The sequence below is a fragment of the Vibrio aerogenes genome (genome assembly GCF_024346755.1).
GTDB classification, from domain to species: domain Bacteria; phylum Pseudomonadota; class Gammaproteobacteria; order Enterobacterales; family Vibrionaceae; genus Vibrio; species Vibrio aerogenes.
Map to the genome: position 1 here is coordinate 2,095,507 of NZ_AP024861.1, position 16,715 is coordinate 2,112,221.

General features: G+C 40.9%; 15 protein-coding genes and 2 tRNA genes. 8 read left to right on the top strand and 9 right to left on the bottom strand.

Annotation, left to right across the window (positions count from 1 at the left end; translation table 11 throughout):
* Positions 1 to 259 precede the first annotated feature (259 nt).
* Positions 260 to 1,231, top strand: a complete 972-nt coding sequence (locus OCV29_RS09275; protein ID WP_073603054.1) for a 1-aminocyclopropane-1-carboxylate deaminase — start codon at positions 260 to 262, stop codon at positions 1,229 to 1,231.
* Here the strand turns inward: OCV29_RS09275 and OCV29_RS09280 are convergent.
* Together OCV29_RS09280 and OCV29_RS09285 are read right to left on the bottom strand one after the other, a co-directional pair.
* Positions 1,197 to 2,570: a TrkH family potassium uptake protein gene (locus OCV29_RS09280; RefSeq protein ID WP_073603055.1), complete on the bottom strand. Its 1,374-nt coding sequence runs from the start codon at positions 2,568 to 2,570 to the stop codon at positions 1,197 to 1,199. The two genes, OCV29_RS09275 and OCV29_RS09280, sit on opposite strands and share 35 nt — an antisense overlap.
* A gap of 8 nt (positions 2,571 to 2,578) precedes the next feature.
* Positions 2,579 to 3,235 (bottom strand): potassium channel family protein, encoded by a 657-nt coding sequence (locus tag OCV29_RS09285; RefSeq protein ID WP_073603056.1) that lies wholly within the window; start codon positions 3,233 to 3,235, stop codon positions 2,579 to 2,581.
* Positions 3,236 to 4,028: 793 nt separating this feature from the next.
* Between OCV29_RS09285 and OCV29_RS09290 the strand changes: the two genes are divergently transcribed.
* Positions 4,029 to 4,619, top strand: coding sequence for a class I SAM-dependent methyltransferase (locus OCV29_RS09290; protein WP_073603057.1), 591 nt, complete (start codon positions 4,029 to 4,031; stop codon positions 4,617 to 4,619).
* A gap of 193 nt (positions 4,620 to 4,812) precedes the next feature.
* A complete protein-coding gene (locus OCV29_RS09295) occupies positions 4,813 to 6,480 on the top strand; it encodes a methyl-accepting chemotaxis protein (RefSeq protein WP_073603058.1) in 1,668 nt (555 codons plus the stop codon).
* A gap of 64 nt (positions 6,481 to 6,544) precedes the next feature.
* Here OCV29_RS09295 and OCV29_RS09300 read toward each other — a convergent pair.
* Positions 6,545 to 6,621, bottom strand: a tRNA-Val gene (locus OCV29_RS09300).
* 21 nt (positions 6,622 to 6,642) lie between these two features.
* Positions 6,643 to 6,719, bottom strand: a tRNA-Val gene (locus OCV29_RS09305).
* Between the two features lie 275 nt (positions 6,720 to 6,994).
* Between OCV29_RS09305 and OCV29_RS09310 the strand changes: the two genes are divergently transcribed.
* Positions 6,995 to 8,053, top strand: a complete 1,059-nt coding sequence (locus OCV29_RS09310; RefSeq protein WP_073603059.1) for a GGDEF domain-containing protein — start codon at positions 6,995 to 6,997, stop codon at positions 8,051 to 8,053.
* Between the two features lie 15 nt (positions 8,054 to 8,068).
* Here the strand turns inward: OCV29_RS09310 and OCV29_RS09315 are convergent, their stop codons facing one another.
* Together OCV29_RS09315 and OCV29_RS09320 are read right to left on the bottom strand one after the other, a co-directional pair.
* Entirely contained in the window at positions 8,069 to 8,755 is a 687-nt protein-coding gene (locus tag OCV29_RS09315) for a DUF2726 domain-containing protein (protein ID WP_073603060.1), read from the bottom strand.
* A 52-nt stretch (positions 8,756 to 8,807) separates the two neighbouring features.
* Entirely contained in the window at positions 8,808 to 9,797 is a 990-nt protein-coding gene (locus tag OCV29_RS09320; RefSeq protein WP_073603061.1) for a chemotaxis protein, read from the bottom strand.
* Between the two features lie 414 nt (positions 9,798 to 10,211).
* Between OCV29_RS09320 and OCV29_RS09325 the strand changes: the two genes are divergently transcribed.
* The 4 genes from OCV29_RS09325 (at position 10,212) to OCV29_RS09340 (ending at position 13,464) form a co-directional block, all read left to right on the top strand.
* Positions 10,212 to 10,436, top strand: coding sequence for a hypothetical protein (locus OCV29_RS09325; protein ID WP_073603062.1), 225 nt, complete (start codon positions 10,212 to 10,214; stop codon positions 10,434 to 10,436).
* A 257-nt stretch (positions 10,437 to 10,693) separates the two neighbouring features.
* Positions 10,694 to 11,635 carry a homoserine O-acetyltransferase MetA gene (gene metA, locus OCV29_RS09330; RefSeq protein WP_073603063.1) on the top strand — a complete coding sequence of 314 codons (942 nt, stop codon included), beginning with the start codon at positions 10,694 to 10,696 and terminating at the stop codon, positions 11,633 to 11,635.
* Between the two features lie 144 nt (positions 11,636 to 11,779).
* On the top strand, positions 11,780 to 12,337 hold the full coding sequence (gene pilW / locus OCV29_RS09335) for a type IV pilus biogenesis/stability protein PilW (RefSeq protein ID WP_073603064.1): 558 nt from the start codon (positions 11,780 to 11,782) through the stop codon (positions 12,335 to 12,337).
* 551 nt (positions 12,338 to 12,888) lie between these two features.
* Positions 12,889 to 13,464: a nucleoside triphosphate pyrophosphohydrolase family protein gene (locus OCV29_RS09340; protein ID WP_073603066.1), complete on the top strand. Its 576-nt coding sequence runs from the start codon at positions 12,889 to 12,891 to the stop codon at positions 13,462 to 13,464.
* Between the two features lie 212 nt (positions 13,465 to 13,676).
* Here the strand turns inward: OCV29_RS09340 and btuD are convergent, their stop codons facing one another.
* From btuD to OCV29_RS09355, 3 genes are all read right to left on the bottom strand, one after another.
* Complete coding sequence (gene btuD / locus OCV29_RS09345; protein WP_073603067.1) at positions 13,677 to 14,432, bottom strand: vitamin B12 ABC transporter ATP-binding protein BtuD; 756 nt, start codon at positions 14,430 to 14,432, stop codon at positions 13,677 to 13,679.
* Positions 14,416 to 15,414, bottom strand: coding sequence for a vitamin B12 ABC transporter permease BtuC (gene btuC / locus OCV29_RS09350; RefSeq protein WP_073603068.1), 999 nt, complete (start codon positions 15,412 to 15,414; stop codon positions 14,416 to 14,418). Before btuC ends, btuD begins: the two co-directional genes overlap by 17 nt.
* A gap of 105 nt (positions 15,415 to 15,519) precedes the next feature.
* Positions 15,520 to 16,548 carry a succinylglutamate desuccinylase gene (locus tag OCV29_RS09355; protein ID WP_073603069.1) on the bottom strand — a complete coding sequence of 343 codons (1,029 nt, stop codon included), beginning with the start codon at positions 16,546 to 16,548 and terminating at the stop codon, positions 15,520 to 15,522.
* Positions 16,549 to 16,715: the final 167 nt, after the last annotated feature.

Below are 16,715 nucleotides of genomic sequence, written 5' to 3' on the forward strand. Positions count from 1 at the left end.
TCTCCTCTGAAAAAACAGGTTGTCCGCCTTTCACTTCGGCAGAAAAATGAAAAAAAGTTGAACTCTGCCACGAAATGACAGTCATAATTTTAACGTTAACAATAAGAATTGTGTTGAGACTTCAACTGATACTCATTGTTTACGCTGCTTTTTCTTGTTAACTCCTATTATAATGCCCGGTGTATGAACGTTTTCACCGGGTTTTCTTTTTTATACCCGCCAACCATCTGAAATCAGCCAATGTAAAGTTAACCAGTAAATGACAGATAAAGCACTTATCCAATCTATATGTGACAGTCCGGTCACCCGCCATCAGTTTGGCCGGTTTCAATTTTTTCTCAAGCGGGACGAATTACTTCATCCTGAATTCTCCGGCAATAAAGCCCGTAAATTCATGTCTCTTTTAACAGGCAACTATCGACATATCAAAACAATAACCAGCTATGGTTCACCGCAGGCGAATTCCCTTTATTCTCTGGCTGCGCTGGCCCAAATCAAAGGCTGGAGACTTGAATATTATGTTGATCATATCCCTGAATTCATGCAACAGAATCCAACCGGAAACTACAGAGCAGCGCTTGGTCTCGGTGCAAAAATTATTGCCACAAATAATGAAGCACATGGTTTTTTACGACCGGAAGATTATATCCACCGCTATCTCCCGCCAAGAGATGACACTCTGATCATTCCCGAAGGTGGGCGGTGTGAGCTTGCCAGAGATGGCGTGTCAGCGCTGGCGTATGAACTACTGGCATGGATTAAAGAAAATCAGATACGTTCTCCGGTTATCGCCTTACCTTCCGGAACGGGGACGACAGCACTGTATCTTCATCAGATAATGAAGATGTATCATATACCGGTTATCACCTGTGCCTGTGTGGGGGGAAAGGATTATTTAATTCAGCAGTTTTTATCTTTGCAGGCTGACAGCTATCCGACCATGCTCGAATTACCCAAAAAACATCATTTTGGTAAACTTTACCAGGAAAACTATCACATTTGGATGCAACTATATCATCAGACGAATGTGGAATTTGATCTACTCTATGATCCGCTGATGTGGCGCTGCCTGCGACAAAATGAGGCTGAATATTCAAAAATGAACTTAATCTATATTCATCAGGGCGGCATCAAAGGCAATGAGAGTATGCTCCCCCGATATCAGCGAAAGTATCCGGATATTGACAAACTGGCTTTTAACCAATCGCCAGCCTTGTCTCCGGATACCTGAGTTTATGGCTTCTGGGGCTTGCCAGAAAATACGCCAGTGTCAATGGGCCAAGTCTCCCCATAAACATAAGCAACATAATAATGATCTCCCCGGTCTCACTTAAACCAGAAGTCAGTCCCCGGGACAAACCGACCGTCCCCAATGCAGAAACAGCTTCAAAAATAATATCAATCATTGGCGCATGCTCACTCAGCAACAAACAAAAAATTGCAACCCAGGTGACAACAATAGAAACAAACGTCAAAGCAAGAGCCTTACTCACTGTTTCTCTGGATATTTCCCGCTTAAATACATAAACCGCGGCATCTCTTCTTAAATATCCGTAGGTGGCCAAAATAAGGACAATAAAGGTCACAACCTTGATGCCGCTGGCAGTGCTCATTGAGCCGCCGCCAATAAACATGAGAACCAGCATGAGCGATGTTGTTGCATCTTCAAGCTTATCGATCGGTAATGTGTTGAATCCTGCTGTTCGGGGAGCAACAGCCTGAAACCACGATGCCAGCCAACGGCCAGACTCATTCATTGGTCCGAGAGTATCCGGATTGTTGGACTCAATCAGGTAAATCGCAACAACAGCAACTGCATTAATGATGACCGTTCCCGAAATCATCATTTTGCTGTAAGGTGTTAAACGAGACCAGCGCTTACTACGCAGCAAGTCAATCCACACGGAAAAACCCAGTCCGCCAATAATAAATAGTCCGGATATAGTAAAATTAATCACCGGGTCATTCACATATGGGATTAAATTATCACTATTGAGTGCAAAACCCGCATTATTGAAAGCACTGACTGTATAAAAAAAGCTATGAAACAAGCTGACTTTCCAGCCCAGTTCATCCCACCAATAAATAAACAGGATTGCTATCCCAACAGCTTCAACGCAGAGTGAAAAAATTAATACAGATTTCACCGTGGAAATCAGTGTGGACGCATCAGTCTGATTAAATGCCTCTTTTGCAACAGTGCGCTGCAGAAAATTAATTTTTCCTCCCAGTGCAATTAAAGTCACGATTGCAAATGTCATTAAGCCTAATCCACCGAGCTGAATCAATAATGCAATCACAATTTGGCCAAATACAGTAAACTCTGAGCCCGTGTCTACAACGGACAGTCCCGTAACTGTCACTGCTGATGTCGCAGTAAATAAACTCTGAGACCATTGAATTGGTACAACGGTTGCCAAAGGTAATTTAAGCAGACAGGTGCCCACCAAAATTAATAAAAGAAAACTGCCACATAAGATCAGAGGAGGTGCAGCAAGTATTTTTCTGGCTGGTTTTCCACGGTCTTTACGTTCAACAACCGGTGTCATAGAAGGATGCCACAATTTCATATTCAGCCTTACCCCAGCTTGGGTGCCAGTGACTTCAGGGCATCACGTGTTCCACAGAGTAAAAGAGTATCCTGCGCCATGAAGGTAAAATCAGGAGAAACATGTGTAAAGACCTGTTGCTCTCTTTTAACCATAACCAGGTGAACAGTGTCTTTTTCTGAATCCATCAGGATCTGACTTACCGGACACTCATGCAGAGTATCGGCAACCTGGATCTCTACAATATACAGACCATGACCAATAGAAAGATAATCTTCAACCATCGGATAATTGAGTGCCTGCGCAACCCGTATTCCCATTTCTTCTTCTGGGTGAATAATTCTCGAGACACCTAATTTTGATACAATCGTATGATGTGCTTTTGTGCTGGCCTTGACCCAGATGTCACTGACACCCAAATTTTTCAGTGCCAGAATACACAGCAGGCTTGACTCCATATCCTCACCAATCGCGACAACAACAGCATCGCTCGCTTCAAGATCCAGCTCTCTTAAAGCATGTTCATCAGTCGCATCACAAATAATAGTCTGGGTTAAATCGTCAACATATTTCTCTGCTATCCGGGAATCCTTATCAACACCGGTAACAGAATGTCCCAGATACATTAGCTCAAGACTTGCCGCAACCCCAAAACGCCCCAGCCCAATGACTGTAAAATGTGCCATCTAATTCCACCTTGTTAAACCTGATAACGAACGTCCAGTCAGACAGCTGACTGGAAAAAACATTCAATACCGATACATTGAACATTCTCTGTTATCCGATCAGATATGATTTTTGACAACAATATAGCGCTGTTCTCTGTAAACAGGAATGATTGAGTATAAATGACCAGAAGTGAGATGAAGAAAAATAAATTAAACTAGAGCGTGTTTATGAAGGTGAAGACGAGAGAAATATCAGGAGAACATGGTCTGACATGCCCTCCCCTGATACAAATTAATTTGAAGCTTCCTGAGTTTGTTCTGTTTGTTTTTTCATACGTTCGTTCATAAAAAATTGCAGAAATAAACTGATATCGAAATCCATAATGAGTTTCCTCTGTAGCGATTAATGGCTGTGTATACATTTCTCAATAATATACGGCACTTGGATTTATCAATGACTTCATCAACATACAATATGGTTGTTAAATAACAATACTCACATTAAATGTATGATTTAAATCATCCTATGCGCTAATAATAAGGTGACTCAAATCACATTTCAAGTTTTTTATGAAAAAATTAAACTTATTTTTTGTAATTTAATTACACAATTATAATTAACTTCTAAGGTGTGTTTATCTTTCAGCACCGCTCCTGCCGGAAACTATAAAAGATAAACACACCCTTGCATCCTGTATGCGCAAGTCAGCTTTATTTGCCTGCCAATTTATAGTATTTACTGTAAGCAGTTGTTTCTTTTAAAAACAATTGCTAAATTAGATCTCTCTTATATAAAAAGGCATGTGTATCTATGTGGGACGAAATCTATAACACAGCAGCGTACGTGTATGGGACAGAACCAAATCAATTCCTTCAGGAAGCAGTTTTACACATCCCGAAAGGAAATATTCTCTGCCTGGGAGATGGAGAAGGAAGAAATTCAATTTATCTGGCTAAGCTTGGTTACAACGTCACAGCAATCGACTTATCTTTAGTTGCTATCAATAAAGCCCGAAAGCTGGCTGATGAACATCAGGTCCAAATCAATCATATCCATGAGAACCTTGAGCACTTTAAGTTTGGGGCCCACCAATGGGATGGTATTGTCTCCATCTTCTGCCATTTACCTTCGATATTACGAAGTCAAGTCCATCAATCAGTATGCCAAAGTCTGAGACCCAAAGGTGTATTCGTGATTGAAGGCTATACAGTTCAACAGCTTCAATACAAAACTGGTGGGCCGTCTTCAGCAGATATGATGATTTCAAGCCAGATTCTGTCAACGGAATTGAGCCAGCTGGAACCATTAATACTCACCGAGACAGAAAGATTTATCCATGAAGGACAAAAGCATCATGGGCTAAGTCATGTCGTACAAGGAATTTTTACTAAAAGTGAATAAAAGCCCGAATCGCCCGGGAGACCTCTCATTCACTGTCAATAAAACTGCGAACAAATGGAATCCCACATAAATTATACTACTATTGTAGTCAGTGGTATTTCGATTCTGTGAAATACCCTTTCCTACTATTCTAATAAAAATCCAGACTTATTGACGTCATGTTTGCTTTTTCTGATGAAACCAGGAGACAGATATGAATCAAATCTCTATAAAATCAAGATTATATATTTTGGTATTGGTCCCACTCATCCTTTTGACGCTGGGAATGGCCTATCTGACAAACGTCAAGATGGCTGAATTAAGTCAGATGCAAATTCAGGATGTCCGAAAACAACTGGTTGCTTTAAAAGAAGATACTCTCAAAACTTATATAGAGATCATTGACTCTGCATTAATCCCCCTGAAAAAACAGAATGCATCCCGGGAGGAAGCCATAAAAAAATTATCCGGTATCAAATATGGCCAAAACGGATACATATTTGGTTATGACTCCAGAGGCAACCGGATATTTCAGGGTGACACAAATAAAGATATTGGCAAAAATTTCTGGGATGCGAGAGATACAAGAAACAATCTCTTTATTCAGGATATTATAAGAAATGGAAAAAATGGCGGTGGGTTCTCTCATTACTTTTTCCCGAAACCTGGCGGGAGCGTTGCAAAAGAAAAATGGAGTTACTCAATATATCAATCACAATGGGATATTATTATTGGAACTGGTTTTTATATTGATGACATCGATGACACAGTCGTGATGATGCAGCAGCTGTCTGATAAAAAATCTGCCGAAAGCTTTGTTTCAATCCTTCTGTTATGCGGTGGAATTTCCGCGATCGTGGGCATATTTGGCTTTTTTATTGTTCGCAGTGTCTTATCACCACTCAAACAATTTGACCACTCAATCGCAGAGTTTGCCAGTGGTCATGCAGATCTAACAGCCCGGATGCAAGCTTTTACGCTACCGGAATTCAATTCTCTCAGTACTAATTTCAACCAATTTGTTTCGACTCTTCAATCGATCATAAAAAGTGTTACAGAATCCAGTCTCACAATTTCCGGTGAAACAAAAACAATGACCGAACAAGCCAATGAATCCGATCTGCTTGCACTCAGACAAAGAGAAGAGACAGAGCAGGTCGCCACAGCAATGACGGAAATGACAACGACTGCGAATGAAATATCACAGAATGCACACCAGGCGGCACAGTCAGCCCAGACAGTTGATAACAGAGCAAGAGACGCAATGCAGACGGTTTCTGATGCTGTAGACTCTGTCGGGAATCTTGCAGGCCAAATTGATCAGGCAAATTCTATTGTTTGCCGGCTTGCCGGGAATGTAAATGATATATCAGCTTCTCTGGATGTCATTCAGGATATTGCTGAACAAACGAACTTGCTTGCCTTAAATGCGGCGATTGAAGCGGCAAGGGCTGGTGAACAAGGACGGGGATTTGCTGTTGTGGCAGACGAAGTCAGAAAACTCGCAAGCCGGACTCAAACAAGTACCAGAGAAATTACCGATATACTGGAGCAATTAAAAGTTGCCACTAATGACGCTGTATCAGCTATGGATGAAAGTAAAGATCAGAGTGAACAAACGGTCACTCAGGCTAATTCAGCTGGTCAGGCGTTACAGGATATCATTCATGCCATTGAAATCATCATGGATATGAATTCATTAATCGCCACAGCCACCAATGAACAAAATCATGTTGGCCAGGATATTTCACAGCGTATTGTGATCATCTCAGATCAGAGTTATCAGTCGGCCTCACTAACAGAAAATACCCGTCGTATCAGTGATAAATTAAGCCACCAGGCAGAGGAACTGAAACAATTGATCAATAAATTTACTGTATAAGATGAAACAGAGGGGAACAACACAACGAAAAGACACAAAAAAACCTGCTAAAAGCAGGCTTAAATGGTGCGTCTGAGTGGACTCGAACCACCGACCCCCGCCATGTCAAGGCGATACTCTAACCAACTGAGCTACAGACGCATAATTTGTTGTTCTGATGAATGGTGCGTCCGAGTGGACTCGAACCACCGACCCCCGCCATGTCAAGGCGATACTCTAACCAACTGAGCTACGGACGCAACACTTGAGAACGGGATGGATATTAGCGACAGTCGTATCAGAGTGCAAGCAAAATTTATCTGCAAAATGACTGATTGGTTTCAACTTCACCAATGTGATCTTTTTTTACTCAGAAGCACACTACATATTTGGCAGAGGTCATTTTTTTTTGCATCAATAAATCCGACGCACTTCTAATTTTGTGATATGCTCCCATAAATTCGGTTGAACTATTACAATGATTGCGTAACATACGCGAATCAACTGAAACTTGGATATAAAAGCGCATTACAAAATGGATGACAGGTTACATACACAATCTCATACGTTCAGAACTTCTGTGCTTTCAGGGATCAGCTTATTTCTTACTATTCTTGCCTTGTTTCTGGCAATATTTCACTTTGTCTACCAGAACGAATACTGGCTTGCTCTGGGAGAATGTATTCTTTCCATCTACTCCGGTTTTATCTATACCAAAATCAAGCAAGGCCGGTACTCCAGAACAAGTGTTCTGTATTATGCTTATTATCTGATTTTTATTTTTGGTATAGGAAATTATCTTGAACCTATTAGCCAGGGTCTGTTTGTATGGAGCTGTTTTGCCCCCATCACGCTTTATCTCTTGCTGGGTATCAGACATGGGATGTATGCAACCGGTGTATTTTTAATTGCACAATTTATATTGGTTGCAATTAAGTTCAGCCATAATCAGACTTACGATATTTTAAGCCTGATGTTCAATTTGACTTTATGCTACTGTGGGATATGGGTCATTTCTCATCTGTATGAATCGAACAGATATCATACCGAAAACTCTCTGCTATATTTAGCCTCACGTGACTCACTTACAGGCACTCATAATCGTCTGTCACTGGCTACTTTCTTTTCTCATTTTACCCAGAAGAAAAACGACAAAGAACAACTGTGCCTGCTTATTCTGGATATTGATTTCTTCAAACAGATCAATGATCAATTCGGACATGATGTGGGTGATAAAGTATTAATCGAAATCAGCTTGCTAATCAGCCGGATTGTTGGAGATAACAATTTGTTCCGAATCGGAGGAGAAGAGTTTTGTGTCACTTTGTGTGACAAAGATATCAACGAAGCGCGTCATATAGGCGAGAAGTTATGTAATTCAGTCGGCGATCATATTTTTAATGTTGGCAACAATAATCTGCATTTAACATTAAGTATCGGTATTTGCCAATACCGTGACGGAGATAATCTTTCAGACATACTAAAACTCGCAGATATAGAACTCTACAAAGCCAAACAAAATGGAAGAAACCAAGTCAAAATATGCCAAATGCCTTATGAAATACATCAGGAAAAACAGTCAGACTCAGTGTGAGCCCAACTCCTTCTCCTAAACCACTTCTTCACTTTCGTTTTCGATATCGTCATCCTCAAAAACCACATTGTAATTTTCAACATAATTACACTGAGGCTGACGACTGCAGGTAAAAAACCTTCGGCCTTTAAATTCACCCTGACTTGCGACTCTGACAACCATCGGGCTACCACACTTCTTACAAAACCGGACTTCTTTATCCGGCTCAATCAAATCAATATGTGTTGCCAGTAACCGCCTTAATTTGCTCACCTGATAGCTGTAACGAATATTAGTACCAATGAGAGGAATGTTTGCAGAGCGGCAAACATGAAGTAATAATTTTTCCCGCTCAGCTTTTGGCTTATTCAGTGTTTTTCCGTTATCCAGTTCAATCACAGCACGTGGTTCAAAAGTCCTTGGATCACAGACCACAAACTGAAAATAGTGCTTTGCAATTCTGTTGGTTGCAATAAAGCGATCTTTCTTTTTTCTGATACCCACAGGGACAAGGAGTTGTGCCATATTCACCTTAGCAAAGACAACCCCATGTTCTCCCACTGCATCCGTCAACGCACGATAAAAAGTGCTTTCAGCTGCCGTTAAGACAGGTGAATGATTCCGGTAGGTATAGTCTTTGGTATTATCATCTTTAATTAGATATTTTTGTGCAAACAGAAAAAATAAAACCAACAAAGCAACAATGATAAATATATTCAACATCGTACCTGTCTACTCCTGCTCTGCGGCACATTAAATATATCAAGCGATTGCATTAGTCATCCAAATCAAAAATATATTTGTCCATCATAGAAACCATTCTCCCTATTTCTGGTTTCGTGATTGTATCATTCGCTCCCAGAGACATCGCTTTATGACGGTTATCATCACTCATCAAAGAGGAAAACATCACAATTGGAGTATCACGGAATACTTCCATATCTCTGAGGCGTTTCACCAAATGCATGCCATCCATCCGGGGCATTTCAACATCGGTCACCACAGCATTGATCAATTCAGAAACAGGAACGCCTTCAGCATCTGCTGAACCTTTGATATTCATGAGTTTTTCATAAGCTTCGCCACCGTCTTTACAAGCGATAATATTGTATCCGGCAGAACTCAACGTATCCTGAATGAGACTCCGGATAAAGGCTGAATCATCAACAACCATCACCGTCTTCGCATTACGTTTTGAGACCATCTTCTGATTCAGATTTACACTTCTGTCGACTGTAACATCGTACTTTTCCATACTCAGTTCAGGATTGATGTCCGCAATAATTTTCTCGAAGTCCAGAATCATGATCAGCCGCCCTTCTTTGCGTACAACGGCAACAACACAGTCTTGTTCCCCGGCCTCAAGAAACTGACTGGGAGACTCGACGTCATTCCAGGAAATACGGTGAATACGGCTGACATTATCAATCAAAAAGCCATTCGTCATCCGGTTAAAATCCGTCACAATGACATATTTACTCTGAATCCCGTTCGCTTTTGGTATTTCCAGCCAGCCGGCAAGGTCAACTAAAGGTGTCAGTATCTCCCGTGAAGAAAAAACACCGATCATATGCGGCTGAGCATTTGGATAATCAGTCGTCTCAGGTACACGAATTACTTCTCTGACTTTAGCAACGTTAATGCCGTAGTAGCACCTTTTCGTTCCCCCTTCTGGCAACTGTTTTTCTAAATGGAACTCAATAATTTCGAGTTCGTTTGTTCCGCTTTCGGTTAAAATTGAACTTGTTGAATGATTTTGATCCATACCACTCTGCTTCTTCTGAATGTTTTTAAACAGGATAATTAAAACGCAATGGTGTCTTTTCTCATTATTATCCTATTATCAACGATTAACCATGTTTTTCCTAAAATTATTTTTAAGAATTGAGCATCTCAGCCCTTTACCCGCCTTGTAATCTGCCGAAAATTAATCATTTATCGATTTACATATTAATTCAGTGCCATAGCATATCACCAAATCTCACTGAACACCGCGTATGCAGGTTGTTGGGCCTCGTCATTCCATCTCGTACAGAGGTCACAAATTCTGATGAATATCGTAGAAAAGTCCTCCTGTATTTCTCATTAAACACCGAGAGGTTGTATAATTTTTATACACACCCGTGTAATCATAATTACAATGAAAAAACGTCAGGAAATCACATGAGAGGGAAAATATATGACACGTGATGAGCTAGGAATTTGCTTATCCAGAGACATGCTGGTTAATCATTTAGAATCCACGTTCACCTGCATTCGTGCCTACAAAGCAGAGGCTGATACTGATGACATACACATTCAGCTTGAGTATGCACAAATGAAGGGCAGAGATGTTCTTGTATCAATGAAAGGGACACGAAAATTAACCTGGAGAGCAGATTTCATCTGCCCCAGTCTGAAGTAAGAATAAGCAAAAATACTCCAGATCACTTTCTTGATATCAAAGTAGCATCAGCTCATATAACGTAGCCAGTGTGATCACAAATACACTGGCACGTTTGTCTGTTAACTGTATCACGTCCATTTATACCATATCGAAATAAAAATCATTTTTTTATACCGTAATCAACTGTCTATTTTGTGATTTTCTATCGACATGTTACCTGGTTTCAGTTAAGTTTAGCAGTATAGACGTCCAAATAATTTTATAGAGAGTTTACTGTGCCAATCAAGATTCCTGATCAACTCCCCGCAATTGATATTCTCAAAAATGAAAATATCTTTATCATGCATGAGTCAAGAGCTTCAACTCAGGAAATCCGCCCGCTAAAAGTGTTAATTTTGAATTTAATGCCAAAAAAAATTGAGACTGAAACACATTTTCTCCGGCTTTTGTCAAACAGTCCTCTGCAAATTGACATTGAATTATTACGTATTGATAACCGTCCAAGCCGCAATACCCCAGAAGAGCATCTGAACATGTTCTACAGACAATTTGAATTAGTTCAGGATCGCAATTTTGACGGATTAATCATTACAGGCGCGCCTTTAGGGCTGGTTGAATTTGAAGATGTCGTGTATTGGAAGCATCTGGAGACGATCATCAGATGGGCGAAAACGCATGTAACTTCGACTATGTATGTTTGCTGGGCAGCTCAGGCAGGCCTGAATTTACTCTATGGTTTAAAAAAGCAGACCCTGAAAGAAAAATTGTCTGGTGTTTATACACACTCAATCGCAAATTCATTTCACCCGCTATTAAGGGGGTTTGATGACTCTTTTCTTGCACCCCATTCCCGTTATGCCAACTTCCCGGTTGATTTCATTCAGGATAACACTGATTTAGATATCTTGGTCACATCAGATGAAGCAGGTGTTTATCTTGCAGCAAGTCCGGATAAACGACATGTATTTGTCACAGGTCACCCAGAATATGATGCAACGACACTGCACAATGAATATATCCGGGATTTAGGTGAAGGCTTAGAGCCACCAATTCCTGTCCGCTACTATCCGAATGACAACCCGGATAACCCGCCCAGTGCCAGCTGGAGAAGCCATGGTCATCTTTTGTTTTCAAACTGGCTAAACTATTGTGTGTATCAGCAAACACCTTATGACTTGGAGCACTTTAGCGAAGACAAATTTACAAAAGACGACTGACATCACTTATTTCCATGAATTGCAGTCATTACTGATGACTGCAATTGACTTCTGCTCCTTCACATTCAGATACCTCGCGTTGTCAGCTTCAAACAGACTCTGTATAAAATGTTTAATTCTCAGGTATGTTTAATATGATACGACATGAAAAAAAGCATTTTACTTAGTCTTTGCCTTCTTTGTTCCTGCACCACAACACACCAATCCAAACAAACAGAGATATCTACAGCAGATGCACGGATCTCTCTGGGTGTCGCATATTTACAGAATAACCAGCGTGAGCATGCCAGAAGTAACCTGCTAAAAGCAGAAAAAGCGGCACCAGAATATATTGGTACACTCATGGCAATGGCTTACTATTATGATTTTATCGGTGAAATGACTCAGGCATCTCAGACATACCTTCAGGCTTTGAGTATCTATCCAAAACAACCCGATTTGCTCAATAACTATGGGACTTTTTTGTGTAAACACGGGCACTATAAAGCTGCACTGAACTATTTTCAGAAGGCATACATACAAACGGATTACATCAAAGTTGCAGATAGTCTGGAAAATGCCGGACTCTGTGCTTTCAGAGCAGGCAAAATATCAATGGCCCAAAAAATGTTCAAACAAGCTATCAGCTATGAGCCGGACAAAAAAGTTTCACACTTTTATCTGATATACATAGAAAATGGAAAAAGAGGAACGCACGACTGAACACCCGTATGAAACATCTGATGCTCCAGAGCGGGTTTAAATCAAATACAAAAAGTAAAACAGCAGACAAAATAAACCTGATCACCTCATTTGTGTTTGTTTGTTTTTTTGTCCTGAGCACTCTGACTCTTTTTGCGCGTTGTATAATGCTGACGTCTGCGTTTTAAAATCTTCTGCTTTCGTTGAATACGGCGATATTCCTTATATATCATCCAGATAAATGCAATAATTCCGACACTGAAAAGCACACCGAAAAAAAACAGCAGAGGTCCACATACCCAGTCAGGCTCACATGGTAAGTAAATCTCAAATTCCACTATTTCTGCCCTCCTTTCCTGTGTAACCACAGGCAAATAACCCATAACTCAGTACAACTATCTGTATTATAGATAAAAGCACAGCAATCAAGGCTCTGAAAACATACACCGATCATAAAATGATCAAATGATTACAAATAATCAGATGACATCATCTGAGCCTATAACTTTACCGGCTGGAATGTTAATCTTCTCCCCTCGCTGATACATTAAAACATTTTCCGGATCACAATCATGAATCTATCAAAATTGACCCCTTCTGTTTTTAGTCATTTATATAAGGATATTGTTGAATTTCGCCTGACATTCGACTTACCGGTTGAACAACCAGAAAGTCTTGATCAGGCAGCCGATACCTTACATACCTCTTTAGCAATTGAAGAACTAACTGAACTGGCTGATGCGACAGATAAAACTGAGCAAGCTGATGCGATTATCGATACAGTTTACGTACTGATGGGCCGGCTGGTTCATCTGGGTGACGATGCTCCTGAAAAAAATATCGGTATTAGCTATCTGATCGATTTACTGCTTAACGTCGCAGAACACCGGCAGATTGATTTTATTCCGTGTTGGAATGAGGTCCATAGCTCAAACATGAGTAAGGTGTGTAAAAATCAGGAAGAATATCAAGCGACTGAACAGTTTTATGCGCAACAGGGTATCCGGCTGTTACCGGTCGAAAAAGGCCACTACATCATCGCAAAATGTGCTGAAGACTTTAGCAATGATGAAAAAACGATTCGTAAAGGGAAAGTCTTAAAATCTGTCAATTATCGTCCTGCTGATCTTGAACCACTGACAAAATAAAAAAAAGGCCACCTTGCTTCGCAAGGTGGCTAAGGAGACTATAAAAAGCCTAACAAGAACGAGAATGTATCGATCTTATTAATGCGATTAGCGTGCCAAAAAAACAAAAACCTATAAGCATATGATTTTATTCACTTTTAATAACATTAGTATTTCAAACTAAAAACCTTTCAATCAATCCCTGCGCCACTTTTGTGCTTCATGCACCAAAACTAATCGAACAGTAAATAAGATTTTCCTTTTATATCAACAGCCTGTACATCTGTTTGAAATATGTCTTTAATCGATTCACTATTCAGTACTTCTTTTGGTCGTCCTGAACGATACAAAATTCCCTGATTCAGCAATACAACCTGACTTGCATTCTTGTATGTCCTGTTCAGATCATGATTTGCCATCAGTATAGTGATCCCCATGGCTCTGACCTCAGCCAGTAAATCATACATGAGCTTTTCCTGCCCGACATCTAACGCTGATGCGGGTTCATCCAAAATCAGATATTGCCCCTCAGGATTCAGGGAAGGCCAAATTTGCAAACAGCTTCCAGCCAAACGAACCCGCTGCCATTCACCACCAGAAATATGATGAATGGAACGGGCCAGTTTATCCTGCAGATTTAATCGTCCACACAAATAATGAATGACGTCAGAAATTTTTTTCTGATCAGCTATGACTGAATCAGGTATAGACAAAGTGAGGTAATGATAAACATCCACCGCAAAAACCGGACGTTCATTCTGAGCAAGATATGCCCGGCGAACCGCTAAATCCTGAGTTGTTAAACAGGAAATATCGTCAGTCCCAAAACAGACCTGCCCCTGATATGACATCATACCGGCCAAAGCAGCCAGTAAGGTACTCTTTCCGCTGCCATTTGGTCCGACGATATGAAGGAAACTCCCAGGCTCACACTGAAAACTCATCGGCAGCAAGCGGGTTCCGACATGAAGATTATTCACGTGAATCATAATTTCTCAGTAAAATCCAGACAAAAACCGGTGCACCAATCGTAGCAGTCACAACTCCCAGAGGAAGCTCGGCTGAACTTAATGCTGTTCTGGCAATAAGATCAGCACACACCAGCAGTAATGCGCCTGCAATTGCGGAAACTGGCAGTAAATAACGGTTATCTGCACCAAATGCCATTCGTAGTAAATGAGGAACAACCAGCCCGACAAATCCAATAATACCGCCTAACGCAACCGAGACACCCACAAGAACAGAAACTGCAATAATGAGCTTCCACCGGGTTGAAGATACATTGACACCAAGTTGTCTGGCATGGCTTTCTCCCAACATCAGGCGATCCAGTAATATCCCTCGGGAAATGAGCCAAAATAATGCAGGCAAAGCCAGTAAAGACAACAGATGCTGAGACCATTCAACACCACCAAGACTCCCCATCAACCAGTACATTAGCTGGCGTAAACTGAATTCCTGACTGAAATAAAAAGCCCACGTAATCACTGACTGCTCCAGAATTCCCAGCGCGACACCAACCAGCAATAAACGAGTACTGGTCAGGCGCATCACCCGGCCAATACTGACAAGTAGTAGTGTAAAACCAAGGGCTCCCGCCACCGCACCAAACATAAGGCCAGTCGATGTTGCAGCAACAGGAAAAAGAAACAAAATAATGACAATCGCAACACTCGCACCGCTCGAAACCCCGATAATTCCGGGCTCCGCTAAAGAGTTTCCAAGCAGCACCTGCAAAACTGCACCAGAAACAGCAAGACAGGCACCGATCACACAAGCTGCAATCAGACGGGGTAAACGTAATTCAAAGATGAGCTGCTTTTCAAATAAAGTGAGGTGTTGCAACGGAGAAAAGGTCACTTCTCCTGCCATAAGGTAGACACCACTAAAAAAAATAAGAAGCACCACCATCGTCCATAACACACGAAACCAGTGCTTTTTTTTCGCAGATTGAAGTTGAATAAAATCCATATTTTTCCGGTGCTAATCACATATGCGCCAAGGCGTGTTTATCTTTCATCGCCTAACCATAACGCGTCAGCCCACAAATAAAAAGAGTCCGGAACAAGAACAAATTTAATCGTAAACCAGTTGATCACCTTCATATCTGGCAACAACAGGACAAAGCATATAGGCCGCAGGCTCACCGATTTCAACATGCCGGTTCGGAAATAAGACTGACTCACCGTCATTTTTTGCCATCAGAGGCTTATCACCATCATGCCCAAAAACTTCTCCATGCTTAAAAGCCGTAAAGTTCTCTATATCCTCAGGGAACAGAAAATCAAAATCTTCTTTCATCCTGACGATTGTCCGGCTTACTCTGTAAATAGTGGATTTTTTTGACAAATGCTCACTCTTTTCCCGACTGATTAAATCCCTGAGTGCCATATCAAATATAGCGAATGAATTCAGATCACTTTCTCCGATGCGTGAAGCTTTGCCTAATTCAAATGTTGCTGAGCGTGCGGAATAACAATCCGCTGTATACCAGCTAAAAGAACCAGAAGGTGCATTTGCCAGCACAATCGCATTAATGTGGGCAAGCTCTATAAAATCAATTAATGCTTTCGAACGAACCGGATGCCGGACTTTCGGACTAATGACAAAAGTAGAATACCGGGAAGAGTAAAGCGTACTGTGTAAATCAAGATGCCAACGGGACTCAACCGGGGTCTCTTCCCAAAACGATTTAATCAATACTTTAAGATTATCTGCAATCACCAGTTCTGTTGATGGCTCCCGGGGTTTATCATCAAATAAACGTTCCAGATTTTCATCGATAAATTGCTTGTTTTGTTTAATTGCATCTAAATTCGCAATCACAAACAGACAATGTTCTTCAATTTTCTGAAAACCACTTTCCACATCTGTAACAATACGGTTGACCATTTCAACCGGACCGGCATCCTTACCATGAATACCGCAGGAGACAAGCACATGCTTTGTACTTTCGTCCATATGTGGTGGAATGATTTCTAAAACACCCGGAAGATGTAACTTCAGGCAAAGCCCCTGCTCTGTTACATACTCGGTTGATAAGGGAGCACTATCACTATATAAGCTATCAATAAGAAATGATTGCCGAAAAAGTGAATTAGCCATGCATAACTCCTTAACCTGATCCTGATTGGATTCCTGTCCAAAAGGACTCAATCCCTATAAATGTCTGATAATAAAACAGACTGTGATTTTATCATTAAGTTGTCAAAAAGCATTCCATTGATTCCTCACAATGTGAACCATACAGTTTTATCATTTTATTCTTCACA